Source organism: Dolichospermum sp. UHCC 0315A (assembly GCF_008121535.1).
Classification (GTDB): Bacteria; Cyanobacteriota; Cyanobacteriia; order Cyanobacteriales; family Nostocaceae; genus Dolichospermum; species Dolichospermum lemmermannii.
In genome coordinates this window covers 2,136,864-2,152,214 of the sequence record NZ_CP043056.1, presented here as the reverse complement: position 1 = coordinate 2,152,214, position 15,351 = coordinate 2,136,864, and the positions used below count along the sequence as shown (strand labels likewise).

Annotated in this window: 17 protein-coding genes and 3 pseudogenes; 8 read left to right on the top strand and 12 right to left on the bottom strand. The window is 37.1% G+C overall.

From position 1 onward, the window contains the following. Window positions 1-39: 39 nt before the first annotated feature. The 4 genes and pseudogenes from BMF77_RS10530 to BMF77_RS10515 all read right to left on the bottom strand — a co-directional run. A pseudogene (locus tag BMF77_RS10530) lies at window positions 40-731 on the bottom strand (transposase); the annotation flags it as partial. Window positions 732-853: 122 nt separating this feature from the next. Further along, complete coding sequence (locus BMF77_RS10525; protein WP_246863027.1) at window positions 854-1,195, bottom strand: hypothetical protein; 342 nt, start codon at window positions 1,193-1,195, stop codon at window positions 854-856. A 133-nt stretch (window positions 1,196-1,328) separates the two neighbouring features. After that, window positions 1,329-1,715 (bottom strand): hypothetical protein, encoded by a 387-nt coding sequence (locus BMF77_RS10520; protein WP_148762677.1) that lies wholly within the window; start codon window positions 1,713-1,715, stop codon window positions 1,329-1,331. Window positions 1,716-1,896: 181 nt separating this feature from the next. Next, window positions 1,897-2,121 (bottom strand): hypothetical protein, encoded by a 225-nt coding sequence (locus BMF77_RS10515; RefSeq protein ID WP_148762674.1) that lies wholly within the window; start codon window positions 2,119-2,121, stop codon window positions 1,897-1,899. An 86-nt stretch (window positions 2,122-2,207) separates the two neighbouring features. Between BMF77_RS10515 and BMF77_RS10510 the strand changes: the two genes are divergently transcribed. From BMF77_RS10510 to BMF77_RS10500, 3 genes are all read left to right on the top strand, one after another. Then, window positions 2,208-3,842, top strand: a complete 1,635-nt coding sequence (locus BMF77_RS10510; RefSeq protein WP_148762672.1) for a hypothetical protein — start codon at window positions 2,208-2,210, stop codon at window positions 3,840-3,842. 41 nt (window positions 3,843-3,883) lie between these two features. After that, the gene (locus BMF77_RS10505) at window positions 3,884-5,257 is read left to right on the top strand and encodes a hypothetical protein (protein ID WP_210422260.1); all 1,374 of its coding nucleotides are present in this window, start codon (window positions 3,884-3,886) and stop codon (window positions 5,255-5,257) included. A gap of 160 nt (window positions 5,258-5,417) precedes the next feature. Further along, a complete protein-coding gene (locus BMF77_RS10500; protein WP_148762670.1) occupies window positions 5,418-6,161 on the top strand; it encodes an endonuclease in 744 nt (247 codons plus the stop codon). Between the two features lie 196 nt (window positions 6,162-6,357). Here BMF77_RS10500 and BMF77_RS10495 read toward each other — a convergent pair whose 3' ends face one another. The 3 genes from BMF77_RS10495 to BMF77_RS10480 form a co-directional block, all read right to left on the bottom strand. After that, entirely contained in the window at window positions 6,358-6,579 is a 222-nt protein-coding gene (locus BMF77_RS10495; protein WP_015081647.1) for a hypothetical protein, read from the bottom strand. Between the two features lie 669 nt (window positions 6,580-7,248). Continuing rightward, window positions 7,249-7,611 (bottom strand): CNP1-like family protein, encoded by a 363-nt coding sequence (locus BMF77_RS10490; RefSeq protein ID WP_148762668.1) that lies wholly within the window; start codon window positions 7,609-7,611, stop codon window positions 7,249-7,251. A 257-nt stretch (window positions 7,612-7,868) separates the two neighbouring features. Further along, window positions 7,869-8,069 carry a hypothetical protein gene (locus BMF77_RS10480; protein ID WP_148762666.1) on the bottom strand — a complete coding sequence of 67 codons (201 nt, stop codon included), beginning with the start codon at window positions 8,067-8,069 and terminating at the stop codon, window positions 7,869-7,871. Between the two features lie 108 nt (window positions 8,070-8,177). Here BMF77_RS10480 and BMF77_RS27855 point away from each other — a divergent pair. Beyond that, window positions 8,178-8,369 (top strand): annotated as a pseudogene (locus BMF77_RS27855) (hypothetical protein); the annotation flags it as partial. 229 nt (window positions 8,370-8,598) lie between these two features. On the opposite strand, the gene BMF77_RS10470 reads toward BMF77_RS27855, so the two are convergent. From BMF77_RS10470 to BMF77_RS10445, 5 genes and pseudogenes are all read right to left on the bottom strand, one after another. Further along, window positions 8,599-9,096 (bottom strand): hypothetical protein, encoded by a 498-nt coding sequence (locus BMF77_RS10470; protein WP_148762664.1) that lies wholly within the window; start codon window positions 9,094-9,096, stop codon window positions 8,599-8,601. A gap of 149 nt (window positions 9,097-9,245) precedes the next feature. Continuing rightward, window positions 9,246-10,655 (bottom strand): annotated as a pseudogene (iscB, locus tag BMF77_RS10465) (RNA-guided endonuclease IscB). A 224-nt stretch (window positions 10,656-10,879) separates the two neighbouring features. Beyond that, window positions 10,880-11,128, bottom strand: coding sequence for a transcriptional regulator (locus tag BMF77_RS10455; protein ID WP_148762662.1), 249 nt, complete (start codon window positions 11,126-11,128; stop codon window positions 10,880-10,882). 217 nt (window positions 11,129-11,345) lie between these two features. Then, window positions 11,346-11,663 (bottom strand): hypothetical protein, encoded by a 318-nt coding sequence (locus BMF77_RS10450; protein ID WP_148762660.1) that lies wholly within the window; start codon window positions 11,661-11,663, stop codon window positions 11,346-11,348. Window positions 11,664-11,946: 283 nt separating this feature from the next. Beyond that, on the bottom strand, window positions 11,947-12,315 hold the full coding sequence (locus BMF77_RS10445; protein WP_148762659.1) for a hypothetical protein: 369 nt from the start codon (window positions 12,313-12,315) through the stop codon (window positions 11,947-11,949). A 253-nt stretch (window positions 12,316-12,568) separates the two neighbouring features. Between BMF77_RS10445 and BMF77_RS27270 the strand changes: the two genes are divergently transcribed. From BMF77_RS27270 to BMF77_RS10425, 4 genes are all read left to right on the top strand, one after another. Beyond that, window positions 12,569-12,835, top strand: coding sequence for a hypothetical protein (locus BMF77_RS27270; protein ID WP_148762657.1), 267 nt, complete (start codon window positions 12,569-12,571; stop codon window positions 12,833-12,835). Between the two features lie 2 nt (window positions 12,836-12,837). Beyond that, window positions 12,838-13,788: a hypothetical protein gene (locus BMF77_RS10435; protein WP_148762655.1), complete on the top strand. Its 951-nt coding sequence runs from the start codon at window positions 12,838-12,840 to the stop codon at window positions 13,786-13,788. 2 nt (window positions 13,789-13,790) lie between these two features. Next, window positions 13,791-14,255 (top strand): hypothetical protein, encoded by a 465-nt coding sequence (locus tag BMF77_RS10430; RefSeq protein ID WP_148762653.1) that lies wholly within the window; start codon window positions 13,791-13,793, stop codon window positions 14,253-14,255. A 228-nt stretch (window positions 14,256-14,483) separates the two neighbouring features. Beyond that, window positions 14,484-15,116 carry a DNA cytosine methyltransferase gene (locus BMF77_RS10425; protein ID WP_148762651.1) on the top strand — a complete coding sequence of 211 codons (633 nt, stop codon included), beginning with the start codon at window positions 14,484-14,486 and terminating at the stop codon, window positions 15,114-15,116. Window positions 15,117-15,351: the final 235 nt, after the last annotated feature.

The following is a 15,351-nucleotide window of genomic DNA, read 5'->3' as shown; positions in this document are numbered from 1 at the left end:
TGGGAACATTGGTGACAAGTTAAGGCTATAAGTCTTTTGTCAAGCGGTTTTTGGATAATTATTGAAAAAAAACTCGTCAGACCCCCGCTGGAGATCAGGAAAAGGCGCGACAATTAACTTAACATTTGGTTTTCGTTTCTGTTTGATAATACCTAAATCTCGATTTTGAGGGTCAGCAAAATACTTAACTTTCTTCGGTTGCCTTACCTTTTTGATGAGCCATTGTAAAATGATAAAGACCACGATAAATCATTTCTAATGAAATATCATCAAAGGGGAGAGAAAGTTCGTCAGCTACAGCATCACCTAAATCGACTAAAACCGCATAAAATATCCAAGTTGCCCAAATCTGCAATTTAATTCCATTAATTGAACCCGTCCATAAATAACTTAACCCCAAGAGTCTTTTTACTATATTAAAAGCATCTTCAATCCGCCAACGTTGCCGATATAAATCCGCTACCACATAAGGAGGTAAAACATTAGGATCTAACACGCTGGTTAAATAGGAATGCCATGTTTTTCCTGACCGCACTTCAATCAAACGTAAAGTGATAAATGGAGTCTTTTTAGTGCCTTCAAGCCAGACATATCTTTCGGTCTCGCAATCCATAACTATCTGTAAATATTTGTTCTACCTTGATTGCTGCTCCTTTTTTTATTCTCGTAATAAAGTCAACTTTTTTATCAATTAATTGTAACCAAAAATAAAAGTGATAAAACCCTCTGTTTTTGACCACTCCAAATACCACCCTTGACAATTTTCCCTTTTCCTTAACTTGTCACCAATGGGGATATTCATAAAATTATCTGCCAAGAAAAAACCACTAGATTTAACCAGCAAATCAAACACTTATTCAGGTAAACAAGACACAACTTCTAAATCGAGTTCTTGGGCTACCCCTTCAATTTGTTTCCATACCTCAGTTTTATCAACAAACAATCGTTTAACATAGAGTTTGAATTTAGTATCAGGTAATGTCAACATTCTAATTCCCAAATTCTGGGCATCCTGTTTAACTGTTTTCACAGACTCCAATAAATTATCACCATATTTAGTTGCTAAAGTCCCCTTTACACCACCTAATTGGGCATGACTTTCATCCTCAAAATCAACTTGGGCAATCCATTTGTTATCATCACCGGGATACATTTGATAAATACCAATTCCAGTGGTGAATAATTGTCCAATCATGATACAATCCCCTATATTATTGAACATTAAGCAATAGCATTACCGATAATCAATAACGCTATTTGCTATTTGTTATTGCTGGTTTCAATCCTCAATTACCTTAATTGGTAACTGTCACCTGCATTTTCAAACATTATCCAATTTCCCCATGAATCAACTCAACAACAGATTCAGCGAGTAACCCCCTCACCTTAATCTCCAGTGGAAATCTGCGGACTCGTTTGGATTGTCGGGGTGTGCCGTCGTCTCCCTCGAAATAGCCATTATTGACAATTACCCAATCTCTAAATCTGGGGAACTCTTGTTGTTTCAAACCAATGTAAGTGATAAAGCTAGTGAATCCAGAACTTTCATCGGTGGATTCTGGCCAATGAAACTTGTTCGAGTAAGTGCCGACAATGGTTATGCGATTCCTACGGAGCGCTTCGCTATCGCTAAGTTCCACCACCTGATAATTCCCATGTGGACTAACTTGTAAAACCTTACCTTCAATACCCGCAAAATTGATTTTATTCATCATTAAATCTCAAAAATACCAACATTAAAAAGCGATAGCATCAATGATTTTTGTAATCTTCATTTCACTATATAAAGCTTGATTTTATTAGTGCTTGTGTTAAAATCAAACAATGGCTAGATTTCAGTTAATAGATGATGAAGTGCTGGGAATAGATTGACTCATGCCTATTCCCTTTTTTCTACTAATCCTGATCTGAATAACTATCAAACCAAATTATTTCATTATCAGAAAACCCAATCATCCTAGCCAAACCGTCTTCACAGTTGACAATTAACTTACCTGAACCTGAAATATCAACAACTCCAGTAATTCGGGGTTCATTCAATAGTATATTTAATTGCTCAACAGTGAGTTCAATTGATTTTAAAGGGTTGATTCCTGTACGTTTAACGAATGCAGTGGTCATGATATTAACTAACAACAACACAACCCCAAAGCGATAGCATTAGCATCCTTAACATATTTTTATTTACTAAATTAAATTGATAGACCATGACACCAGAAGAAGTTTTAAGTCAAATAACCGATGGAATTTGGGTGAACAAGGGTGGGTTAAGAGTCCCCACAGAAGTTGTGCAAGCTTTGTCAAATAAAGAGGATTGGTTTGATTCAATTCAACCAGTAGTTTACTCGCAAGATAATTTACCTTCACTAAAAGCGATTATTAATTACTTTTCTAAATCAGAATTAGACGATGAAGTTGGCTATGCTTCTGCGGAAATCCTACAATCTTGTTATGGTGTAAACAAAGTTTTTAATTCTAAAGTACACGGTAATCCAAGTGCGGTTGGACAACAAAAACTTGATGCAATTGGACAACGCCCAGCGAATATCGAAACTTATAAAGCGTCCGTAGAAGTTAATAATATATTGATTAATTGGAAGCATATTAATAGTAGTGGTTATGATAACGATGATTCAGTTTATGACAGAATTAAATCTGTAGAACAAGTAAATAAAGATTGGTTTTCTCAACAAATTGAAGATTTAAAAACATTAATGCTCAATGCTTATGATAGTTTATTATCCCAATTTGATGAACAAGAAGACCCTGTACCACAGGAAGTAAGGAATCACTTTGTGGCAATTAGGGAGAAAACAGAGCAGGAATTTCCATCGGCGATTCCTACGGAGCGCTTCGCTATCGCTGATTTCCCCCAGGACAACCTCAAAATTGTCAATATATTTCAAGGACTCCTAGATAAAGTCAAAGAAGAACTTGCGGATGCTTTACAAAAAATCAAAGAATTGGTTTTAGGTAAAGATGAATCCAAGACAGCACGGGCAGAAGCGAGACAAGAACACAAGGATAAATCAGGACTGTTGAAGTTTCTGAAAAGCAAGATTGTTAATCCTGCAATTAACGGTATCAAAAAACTATGCAGAAAAGTGGGGAAATTGTTATCTAATAAAGAAGAAAATAATTATAAAGAAGACACAATTAAATCACAATTTGGAAATATTTCTAGTGCTTATGGTGCAATTGTTCCTGTGGATATACCGACAACAATCAACGCCATTGAAGTATTGAAAAAGATTACCGAAAGTATTCTGACAACATTTATTTTAAAGGGAGTGCAATTACCGGGAGTTTTCGTTGAAGCGTTAAAAAATACTACGATTTCTATAATCTTAAAACGATTGGATATTCCCGGAGGTGAAGCAATTCGTTATATTACTGGGGGATTACTAAGAACAGTAAAAGATTTATTACCAGCAGTTTTCAATAATACTGGAATGTTTGCCGGGGCATGGGGTTTATTAACAGCTTGCGCTCCTTATATTTTAGCAGCAGCAATCCTGGTGATTATTGCTATCAAAATGGCTAAAAGAAATCAACTCGGTGATTTTATCTTGATACTGGGATTATTGGCATCCCAAACAGAACCCGATATCTGTTGTACCAGGGTAATTGGTGACGAGAAAATGGAGGATATACAAACATTGAAAGAGGGATTTATTACCGAAACCAATAAGAATTATGACTTTATTTATGCCTTGACATTCAAAAATGAAGAACTTGCCAGAAGTTTGGATATATCACAGGAAACTCCGGTGATTATCCCCGAAGCAGCGGCTATCACAATTAAAGAAGGATTATCAAGTTTAGAATACATGGATTTTTAACAAAGCAGGATTATCAAGTTTAGAGTACATGGATTTTTAATATGACTACATTATTCACAAATACCCGCTATATCGAAGATGGTTCAGTCGGCACAATCGCCACCGTTACTGAATGGTCAGTGTGGAATTGCACTGAAAATAAATGGTCAAATGCACCTAAAGTAGTCTTACGAAATATATTATTAGCAGGGTTACATCCAAAATTAGATTTTTGTATTGGGGAAATAGAAACAACAGAAACCAAAGCATCAGCATTAAACGCATTTAAACCCAAAGGTTATCAAGCAGCATTCTTTCTGGATTTAGCCAGTGGTTCTAGAAATCATGGGAGATTCACATTCACTAATGAAAAAACCATCGGTAAAAAGTATTTTGGGGAAACAGCTAAAGACCAATGGAAACGTATAATTTACGGTAGCATTTTGCATACTGGTTGTAAGAAACTGGTATACAAACAAATGAAATATGTAGTAGTAGATGATGAAAATAAAGATGCAGATGGTAACGACTTAGATGATGCAGTCAATAATATTCATTGGGAAACCGGGGATAGTCACGCCAAAGCTAGTAAAGCACTGATGCAATTATTGGGACTGCCATTACAACAATTTAATCCAGATACTGGAGAAGATGAAGAACTTGAACCTGATGAAAATAAACCCTTACAATTCAGAGCAGCATTCAGAAACAACGATAATTTAGTAGAATGGATTGGTAAAGGAACTATTGGTTATAACCCCAAACTCGATGACTCTGAATTTGATTTAGTGATTCCCTTATCTTCACTCAAAGGTAATAAACCAGCGTTAGGTAATCATCAAGGTAAACTATTATTTGGTTTGGTGTTTGAGGGGGAATTACGCCGGGCTAAACCAGGATGGATGTTACTCCAGTGGTTCTCATTTGAAGTGCTACAAAAAGATAATATCATCAGTAAATTAGAAGCTAAATGCGAACTGCTTGCAGCAGCGCTTCGCTATCGCCTATCCCAAGCCTATAATTCCATCACTGACCTAGCGGAAATCCTGAGAATAGACCAAACCGAAGCCGAGGCAGAAGTCGAAGAAGGTAGCGACAAACTCCAGTCTGAAGCTGAATATGAAAACACGATGATTCGGATTATTAAAGCCGATAAAGCGGGTCTTTTACTGTTACATCCCTATGTGGTAACTCGTATCAAAGAACGCATGAGGGCTGTATGGTTAAACTTAGCTAAAGCTGCTGGTATCCGATTCTATTCAACAATGGCACAACTAGATGAATCCCTGGCACATTATCATGTGGTATTACCTGATGGACGAATCAAAGGCAGAAAAGTATTTTGCGCCCCGGACTTTGAAGAGGGTGAAATATGTGTACCAAGTTTTGTAAGGGTAAAGCACAGTCCACTTTTCAAAAAATCAAATTTTAGATAAAAAATAATTTTGCAATTAGTTTATTTTAATATTAAAATTCTGTAATTTTAATAAAATAGTGTATACTAAGAATAGTAAATGCGCCTTGAAAGAGTGAGCCAACACTCAGTCAAGACGACTACTCCATTAGTTGTTTGTCCAACATAGGAGCAAAATTATTATGCCACAAAAAACGCAATATGAGCAAGAGAGTCTATTTTCTTACAAGAATGAAAGCTACCGCGAATTTGTAAAAAAGTTTGGTCATCATCGCCAAAGATATCCCCACAGTGATGTGCTTTTGACAAATTGCATTAAACAGGAAATGGATTTAATTCAAGGTCACTTGCTAGGTGATGGAAGTATTTTTGTAACAGGAAAAGACTGTAATCGAGATGCTACTTTCAACTTTGTTACGAAACATGAAGACTACGCTCAATGGATTATAAATAACACAGAGTCATTTGCTGCTTGTAAGCTACAAGTAGGTGATAATTATGACAAAAGAACAGATAAATCATACCATCGTGTTTCTTTTAGAAGTCCATCTAATAATCTATTTACAGAGTTAAGAAATAAATGGTATCCAGACGGTAAAAAGATTGTTCCACAAGATTTAGTTTTGACAAAAGATTTAATTTTGAGATGGTATGTAGACGATGGAAATTGGCATGATAAAGGAATTTACTTTAACACTCAAGGTTTTGATCCAGAAAGTACAGATTTTTTGCGATCTGAATTATCAAAATTTTTAGTAATGAAAGTAACAATTCAAAAACACAGTGGCGATCTTTACAGACTTTTTATTCCCTTACGAGGAACTGGATCTGGAGTTAGTAGCACTAATAACAACACAGAGAAATTTTTTGAAGTAATCGGAAAATGTCCTGTTAGTTGCTTTAGTCACAAATGGGGAAAGATTTAGTAGATTAACAAAGTCATAAAGGAAGGGATTTATTCTCTTTCTTTATGATTTCCAGTGATTTCACACAACTAATAAAGTCTTCTTCGTTTATATCTGGCTAGACTGTGCCAAAACTGGAAAATATACGCTAAGGAATCAAAATAAGTGCTGAAAGCATTGTGATACTTAGCTTTCAGCCATTACTTAAATGTATTTCCTATTTAGCTGCTGTTTCAGGGGAATTGCTACAAGGCTCTTTTCTAATTTGAAATTCCAAAAAGGATGATGGAGAAGATTTGAAGTTTACCGATGCTCCGCAGTTAGATGATTCAACTACAGAAAGAATATGCTTTGCTACTACTACACCAACAGATCCGCTGACAAAAATACCAGCTATACCAACAACAAGAGTAATGTTTGTTTTTTTGTATCTTTTCATATTTTTCTTCGATAAAAAAAACGCTAATTCGAGAATTAGCGTTGTTCGTGTGTATTCTGTGTTTTCTTTTGCCTCATATCTCAAGCGGCAATTGCCGCTGCATTTAGAAATCCGTCTCCTTGGTGATTAGAGTTTTTACAGATATTCTCGGACTTCTGAATCAAATGCAAATACTCTCACAAAAGAAGGAGGGAGTTAAAGGATACAAGATAATACTTAACTAAAGGGTTGTTTTGATGATTAATAAGCTACCTCTTAAACAGTTAAGGTACTGTTGACTTTTGAATTTTTTCATGGTACAATCAAAGGACTAACGCCCTAGTATATGTGATAAGTAAGTATGAAAGTCAGGAATTAGTTAACTAGGATTCACAAATCATCATTGCTCCAATCACTTTAGTTTTATAAAATTCCATCTTGCCGGAATTATATGTATCTTGGCTCTATTTTTAAGATTACTCCTAATTACCTCTCACCATAACCGGGGCGTTAGCCCCTGTTAATTACCAGGTGTAGAACAGACAAACTCTTGAATCATTGCCCCAGCACTTCTTTTTGGAATAGGAAGTCTTATAGAATTCCATCTTGCCGGAATTATATGTATCTTGGCTCTACATTTTTAAGATTACTCCTAAATTAACATCACAATCACTGAGGCGTTAGCCGTTCTTATCTCCCAGGTGTTGAACAAACAAATGCTTGAATTCCTTCTCCATGACCATTCTTTTTAATAGGATACCATTTTAGGTCAGGGTTGTCTCTCCACATTTGAGCATCAATATTATAAAAAGCAAGATACATTACTCTTGGATTCCAGCAATCTATTAAATTGGCAGTAACATTTCCTATTTGAGAGTTTTTAATCTGTCTACTAATAAATCTTGCGGTCCCATTGTCAAGATGCTCAATAGAGTCTGTATCAACTTCCCACCAACCTTTGTTTGTAACTACTGCTGTAAAGAAATCTGCTTTTGCAGGAAGACAAGGTAATAATGCTAATGCAATGGCAGACAAGGTTAATTTAAATTTCATAAGGAATCCTATTTGTAATTGATTTAATAACTAATACATTATTATTTAAGTAGCCATCATGAACTGCGTACAGCAGGACACATGAAAAACTTCTTATTCCCTTCCGCACTCTTCAATGGCGATCGCACTGGTGAAAGATCGAGGTTTACGCGACTAAAATCTGTTCATGAAGTCAACATAACAGGCGCGTGAATCCATAGACCTACATTGTTCTTCAATTTGTCTCGCTTTTTCATGAGCGTATCTAATTCTATCCCCTACATAGCAAGCCGGATTACGCCCATCAGGTCTAATATACGCGGAAGTCTGTCCACAGGTATATATTTTGTCTTCATCAGCAAATGCCAATGAACAGGTATATCTTTCAACAATCCTTCTTCCAAAGTTACATCTAAAGCAACTTCACCGAAATCAGCTAAAAGCTCTAATAATTTTGACATAATTTCTGAATCTTTCATTTACTATCACCTGATATATCAGTAAGTGGACAAAAATAAATATGATTTCTTATCTGATGGTTTGAATTACCCTCAGTTTGCTCCGTTAGTTTTTAGCAAGATAGATGTTGGGATGAACTAGAATCTAGTAATAATCCCTTTGCTATCATCACAATAGCACACTTAAAGACTAAAGCCACAACCAGTAATCTTACTGAATGGTAAGCATGGAAATGGAAGTTAATTCGAGAACCTTACGAGCAAGGGTTAACAAAAGAACAAATCGTTAAGCTATTGAAAATCATTGATACAATGATGACTAAGTAGGTCGGCGTTAAAAAATCAATCTATGTAACGAAATATAAATTAACGAATACCTTATAAATAGGGTGTTTCACGGTTTTTACAAAACTAAACATATATCGATTTTATTGGGCCGACTTACTTAATCATTACAATTAACTACCAGTTTTTAAAACTCTATTTCATTAACAAATTCAAAGTCTATCTGGCATTTCCAAAAAGCCCTTTGGCTTTGGTGAAGACAGGTTTACAACCTTACTCCCGGAAACAGTTGTTGTTTTAACAATTCATTCTCAGTAGTCAAATATTTAACCTTATCACCAGAAATAGAGGAATCGGCGTTTTGGTAAGCGAGTTTATAAACAGCGATAGCGAAGCGCTGCTGCAAGCAGTTCGCCCATTGATTCATAGCAGTCAAATAATCACCTGGAATATCGGACACATCGAGTACACCGTCATCAACAGATTCCAGAATTGCCGAAATCAGTCCTTTTTCATTTCTTTTAAGTGCCATGTTCTCAGTCCGCCATTGACGTAATAAATCGCAAACCGTGTCAGAACTACCACCAATACCGTAAATATATTTTAAAGCTGATTGTACGCTACGGATAACAATACCGACCTGATTCTTTTTCAACACGGCACAAGCAATATCAACCATTGATTTAGTAATACTATTGTACTGTTTGGTTTCGATATCAAATCCGGTGAGGTCGAGTTCCTGAAATGTTGTTGGTAGTTTCATAGCGCACCTTAATATCTATATAAAGTATGTAAGGTTAAGTTTACATTGTCAAGATTAAGAATCATAAGACCTCGCGGTAAGTGGGAAACTCAGACACAAAGCGTGCTGAGAGGGAAGCGACACGGGCGGTAATAAAGGCATTGAATCTTTTAATTTGAGTAGCCATAACCATCTTTTTGGTGGATAGTTTTACAGGTTTTATAACTAATTCCTTGGACTAATCCATTTCTAGTTGAGATATTGAAACTTCCTATCGCGCGAGTAGCAATTCTTCCAATATATTCGCCAATTTTTTTACCAGTTTTGACGACTGATTTAACGATGTCTCCTGTTTGAAACCCAAAATGAAATTTAGTTCTAGAACAGTGACGATTTGGGAATCCATGTTTGTCAGTTCTGCAAGATTGTCTAGTGCCGTGACCATTAGCTGTAATTAGCAATGGTTTAACACCTTTGATATTGAGAATTGGAGTTGATTGACCAACACAAGCCGCGTCAATCCAGTGCGTTTTCTCTACTTTCTGTTGACTACGATTGAATTTAGTTAAACCTCCTGAACCCGTTTCTACAGGTAATCCAGTCGCTTTTAAAACGAATAGTAATGCAAAACGAGTTGTGTTTACTGCGGCTGCATCAGCTAGTGGTCTTTTTGCTTGTTTCAATATTTTTTCCAATTTTGATGGGTCTTTTTTGAGAAAATCTTTAATATCTTTCGTTCCTTTTTTGGTGTTACATTTTTCACAACTTAAAGTGAGATTTGTAATTGAATCACTACCACCCTTGGCTCGTGGATGAATATGCTCTACTTGAAAAGGAACGTCTTTCACTCCACAGTAGGCACATTGTCTATTCCACTTTTCTAGTAAGTATTCTCTGGTTTCGTAACCAGCTAAAGTTCCCTGTTGATATTCCTTACCTTGAATATCAGGATTAGTCATTAACTGCATATCGAACCGTACCAACTCCTGACTAATCGCCCCAATTGGTGCAAATTGGCGCAACTTTTTCACCCAAGTTTTGATATTCTCAACCCGACTTTGTAAGCTTGGTGCTAACCATCCCTCTGGACGGGTTCTATTCAAGAATCTTGGTTGTCTGTAACGGTTTTTTTTGGCACGTCTAGAACGTCTTAATTGTCGTCTAGAAGTTAAAGCATCTCGAATTGCAAAACCTCTAAGTAAGTCGGCCCAATAAAATCGATATATGTTTAGTTTTGTAAAAACCGTGAAACACCCTATTTATAAGGTATTCGTTAATTTATATTTCGTTACATAGATTGATTTTTTAACGCCGACCTACTTATGTTTTAATTCGGCTGCAAATATAACCTCTCCAGTCGAGTCGTTAACTAATGCCATTCCTGTGAATTTTGCACCAGGGTCAATCTTTAATCTTAGAGGTGATACTGGTGAATCTGGACGTGATTCTTTGAGGATAATCGTGAATGGGAATTGTCTGAATACGGCTGCTTTTTTGTTTCTTAATAGTTGCCTAGCTTGTGCTGAATGGATTGGATCTAATGGTCGTTTGTCAGTGTCAATTACAAATACTTTGGACATAAAGTCCCTCCTTGCGGGTAATGTTAGCCTCGTCAATGTTTTAAGAGCTTTTTAAATTTGCAACACTGTTTCAGTGACTTTAAAACTGTTTAATTGCAAATGACAGAGCAGGGAACTGGCTTCGCATTCCAGGGTGTCGTGACTCAAAAAACGTAGTCAGTTAAGACTTAGACTGGTCAGTACAGCTTGCAATTTATTACAAGCTCAGTCCCTTTAGGGCTGAGTTACTGACCCTCATGAGGAAAAGCAAGTGCAAGTTCAGTCAGGGTACATTCAAGGATTTCGATGATTGCTAGGGTTTCTGTGGGGGATAGTTTGGGAACTGCATGACCATTTACCCAACTGCTGACAGCCTGACGAGATAATGAACGCCCAGAAATGGTACTCCAGGCATCCTGTACAAGTTCCACAAACTTTTCTTGAGTTAAACTTCGTCGCTCTAAAAGTTTTATAAACTTGGTTCTTTTTGCCATGCTATTGCAGTAAAGCCAGCCTTGAAAGTAAAGTTGACTTTACGTAATTATATTCATATACTTACAATATCAAAAAATCTATAGTTTAAATATAAAATATCTATACAGGAAAACTAAGACTCAGTATTTTTACCAAGAAATATAGTCAATAAATTATTGAATGTGGCACAAAGTAGAATGGTAATACCCTGGTATAGGTAAAAACTATAGGTAAAAACTAAGACTTTCTGATGATATCGGCAATGGCTAAGACAATATCTGATAACTGTTCTGTAGAAGCAGACTGAATGTTATAGAAATTGGTAACGTTTACGTGGGATTGTCCAAATGTTACTTGTAATCCACCATCACCCAACAACCGCTTTACCAAAGTTGCTTTGACCTCTGGACTCACATCAGAAGCAAGCTGCTCTAAGAGAGTAGATTTTTCCTGATCTTTTAATTTATGAGTTAAATTTTTAATCACATCGGTAATTATTGCACCGTCAAGTTTATTACATTCATTGAGAATTTGTTTCAAACTATCTTGACTCACCCTACTACTCTCTATTTTTCTTTATTCTTGACTTGTATGAACTTCATGATGTAAGAATATCCTAGCTTTTTCTTGCAAGAATAACCTATCAATATCGCTATTCAGTCAATGTTTACAATCTAAATGTAGCAATAATTGACGGTTTAATACGCTACACTCACCAAGAATCTATCACTAAAACTTATAGTATTTATTCAATGATACCCATACTTAATTTACAACAAGTTTTAGCGGATATTGAAGTTTTATTTGTTACTAATTATATTTAGTGATTTAACTCTGTTTAAACACAAACTTTCTGATCCGAAGAACGTAATGACAATGCCAGTGCTTGCATGATATCTGCCCTATCTTCTCTGTCTAAAAAGGGAATCATTTTCGCTATTTCACGACCTTTGAGGTATTTCACCATTTCCTGGGGGTCAACTTCGCTTTTTATCCCCAGTCTGGTCAGTGCTTCTTTCCGAATATCATCGTCTAAGCAATCTAGGATACTGAAATAAAACTCAGTCATGATGTCTTGCTGTTGTCCAGACATTAACCGTGAAATCACGGCAGGGTTAACACCTGATTTCTGTGCTATGTGTGACGCTCTTGCACCCCGTGCGATCGCTCTCTTTAGGGCAATAACTAAAATTTCTGTACGAGTCATTGATTTATTTAAAAAAAGGTGTAATATTTACTATTATCAATATTGTGAGGCTTTGCCAACAGTACCACAGCAGTATAAGACTCAATTGAATGTCTAACTCAGGGAATTGCTTATAGATATAAATCAATTCTAATCAAATTATTGTCATTTAGCAACAGGGGGAACTCAAATTCTAACAAAACATAAAAAAAAGCCTTAACCATTAACACTGGCTAGGGCAAAAGTTCAAAAAAATAAATTTCTTAACTTAATTATGCACCATAGACAGGGATTTTTCAACTGTCTCCAGTCCGCACTAGGAGATTGTTGGACTTTAGCATCAATAAAACCGGATTTACTGGACTTTATCACCAGTGTTTTTCTACAATCCAATGCCTTGAAAGTATTCTCATCAGGTATTTTCAAGGTTTTAGGGTTTGACTGTGGTGATAGATTGCGTAACGTAGCCATACTCACCAAGATTTTTAAACCAGAAGCAATAACCAGTTATTTACTCTCAATTACTTTGGGGGTGCATTAGCCATGAAAACCAAAACTCGTACTATTCGTTATCCAGAACCTATTGAGGAATCAAGAATGCAAGGTTATTTCATGATTTCTAAGCGCGATGCTGCTGTGGTCATTACCAAAAAGCTAACAGGCAGTCAGTGTCGTCTTTGGCTTTATTTAATGCTTATTGACCCTTTTGCTGATTATACCGCTGATGGTGAGGTCAAATATCACGATTTGCCTTCTATTGCAGAAATAGCAATAGCTGTAGGAGGTTCAGTAGAATCCGTTGAAAAAGATTTAAGAAAACTTCGGAGCTTGGGGCTTTATGAATATCGCACTGTGGTCATTCAGGGTCATAACACTACTGCTGCTAATGCTAAAGCTGAGGCAGATCGGTTAAAATCTCAGTCTAAATCTAAGCCCAAACCCAGTCAGGATAACCGTTCGGCTTATTTAAGCCCCAAAGAAGATTATTTAAGCCCCGAAGAAGATTATTTAAGCCCCGAAGAAGATTATTTAAGCCCCAAAGAAGATTATTTACGCCCTGAAGAAGCTTATTTTAGCCCCGAAGAACAGCTAGAACCTTTACCTATAAAGAATTTTCCTGCTCCTCAGACTAATCAAACTAAACAAACTTACACAAACTTTCTCTCAGACTTATCAGATGGCGAGAGAGAGAAATTTGAAAAATTTGCTTTAGATAAAGTCAACAAATTACCGCACCCTCCGACATTGCCCCAAAAATGGATTGAAGCGCATCTTGAGGAATTGCGATCGCAGTGGGAAAAATCCCAAGGCAAAGTTTCATCCACAGAGGACAGTAAATGGGAGAACCACCCGCAAAAAGAAGAATGGCTAAACTTCATTCGGAATATCGGCTATGTTTCGTTCTTCTATGAAATTAATGACCAAGACGAGATACAACGACGCATAGCTTTTTATGACTGGGCTTATGCCAAGAAGATTATTTGGGACTTGTAATCATGAAGAATGAATTTGAACAGCTTATACCCATCCCAGTCAGACCTGAAGAACAGCTAGAAAACAAAGACATTTTTTATCCCAAATGGCAATGCTTCTGTTGTCAAGATTCAGGCAAGGTCAACGATAATCTAGTGCGCGTAGTTATACCAACTTACAATCCCAGCCGTGATTTGTGGGTGGCCTGTCAAAATCCTGGTTGTCACAGTTTTAGAGAAAAATGGAAAGGAATTGCAGTTGATAATTTTGATACTCGGTTCTCAACAGTAGTTTGTCAGAAGTTGGATTTAAAAAGCCGCGAGAACTGGCATAAGACCGTGCAACGTCTAGTTGATATTCGCACCCTTGCTAAAGCCATGAAAATGCCCGGAAGTGGTGAACGCACAGAAAACAAAAATCGTGAGGTACAGCAGCGCAAACAAGAAGTTGAAAACTACAACTGGGCAGCAGCTTCAAAAGCACATTAAGCAAAAGTATTTAAGTCCAGATTGGTATTTAAAAAAACTTACTGAACACTGGGAACTGATAGGGTTTATAGCTTTGTTTTTGAGTGATGGAACAACAGCTTCCACACAAGAACTCAGTCAAGCCCTGAAGCTGAATTTGTCAGTTGTCAATAATGCAGTGGAATTGGGGTTTTCAATTGGGTGGTTTGAAGTCAACGAAAAAGTCAGTTTGATTTTCTTAGAGGAAAAATGCGACAACTCGATTTATGTTCAGGAGTCGGAGCAGGTTTTGGAATTGCCGGACTCCGCGCAGGTTGGGAACTTGTGGGAATCTGCGAGAACGATAACTACTGTACAGACATCCTCAGTAAACGATTCCCCGGTGTCCACAACTACGGAGACGTGCGAGGGTTATCAGTTAGAAAACCAGGACAAATTGACGTGCTTACAGCTTCACCACCATGTCAACCATTTTCCATCAACGGTAAACGACTCGGAGCAACCGACGAACGAGACTGTTTCCCCGCAGTCCTTGAAAGTATTACCAGAATCCAGCCAAAATTCTTCTGCATCGAGAATGTTACCGGACTCCTTACTTGTCCCGACTACCCAGGACAACCAACAGGGTCATATTTTAGGGGCGCGATCGCAACCATTGACAGCTACGGGTACGATGCGGAATGGATTTGTGTATGTTCAGGACACTTTGCAGCCCCCTTTCTTAGACAACGATTACTTTTGGTTGGAATCTCCCGGTGCATTAAGCTCAACTGGGAACGGACGACCCCCTGGACAAACCAAGCTAGAAACACAATTGAAAAAGCTGGGACTGTTGCACAAAGGCGAAGTGGTGACATACTCCACACACTCCCTTTCAGGTGAGTGTGGGCTTCTCGGCGACTCCTCTATGAGGACATTGACCGAGCTTTAAAGCCCTATGCCCTAGGGACTTGTTGAGATAATTTTTAACTTTTTTGATAGGCTGCTTTTCAGCATTTAATTGAGTTACACCTACTGTTGGAAATTATATCAAATATTTGAAAAAAAAATCAAGAAAGTGTTCATTCCGCACTTCGTGCCGCTTCGCTAACATCGCCCAACAACACTGATTAAACTG

Bases quoted from the DNA above. Each gene is read 5' to 3' on its own strand.
- BMF77_RS10425 (WP_148762651.1), top strand. From the start codon at position 14,484: ATGCGACAACTCGATTTATGTTCAGGAGTCGGAGCAGGTTTTGGAATT.
- BMF77_RS10515 (WP_148762674.1), bottom strand. From the start codon at position 2,121: ATGACCACTGCATTCGTTAAACGTACAGGAATCAACCCTTTAAAATCA.
- BMF77_RS10470 (WP_148762664.1), bottom strand. From the start codon at position 9,096: ATGAAACTACCAACAACATTTCAGGAACTCGACCTCACCGGATTTGAT.
- BMF77_RS10500 (WP_148762670.1), top strand. From the start codon at position 5,418: ATGCCACAAAAAACGCAATATGAGCAAGAGAGTCTATTTTCTTACAAG.
- BMF77_RS10520 (WP_148762677.1), bottom strand. From the start codon at position 1,715: ATGATGAATAAAATCAATTTTGCGGGTATTGAAGGTAAGGTTTTACAA.
- BMF77_RS10505 (WP_210422260.1), top strand. From the start codon at position 3,884: ATGACTACATTATTCACAAATACCCGCTATATCGAAGATGGTTCAGTC.
- BMF77_RS10430 (WP_148762653.1), top strand. From the start codon at position 13,791: ATGAAGAATGAATTTGAACAGCTTATACCCATCCCAGTCAGACCTGAA.
- BMF77_RS10490 (WP_148762668.1), bottom strand. From the start codon at position 7,611: ATGAAATTTAAATTAACCTTGTCTGCCATTGCATTAGCATTATTACCT.
- BMF77_RS10445 (WP_148762659.1), bottom strand. From the start codon at position 12,315: ATGACTCGTACAGAAATTTTAGTTATTGCCCTAAAGAGAGCGATCGCA.
- BMF77_RS10455 (WP_148762662.1), bottom strand. From the start codon at position 11,128: ATGGCAAAAAGAACCAAGTTTATAAAACTTTTAGAGCGACGAAGTTTA.
- BMF77_RS10525 (WP_246863027.1), bottom strand. From the start codon at position 1,195: ATGATTGGACAATTATTCACCACTGGAATTGGTATTTATCAAATGTAT.
- BMF77_RS27270 (WP_148762657.1), top strand. From the start codon at position 12,569: ATGCACCATAGACAGGGATTTTTCAACTGTCTCCAGTCCGCACTAGGA.
- BMF77_RS10480 (WP_148762666.1), bottom strand. From the start codon at position 8,069: ATGAAAGATTCAGAAATTATGTCAAAATTATTAGAGCTTTTAGCTGAT.
- BMF77_RS10495 (WP_015081647.1), bottom strand. From the start codon at position 6,579: ATGAAAAGATACAAAAAAACAAACATTACTCTTGTTGTTGGTATAGCT.
- BMF77_RS10435 (WP_148762655.1), top strand. From the start codon at position 12,838: ATGAAAACCAAAACTCGTACTATTCGTTATCCAGAACCTATTGAGGAA.
- BMF77_RS10510 (WP_148762672.1), top strand. From the start codon at position 2,208: ATGACACCAGAAGAAGTTTTAAGTCAAATAACCGATGGAATTTGGGTG.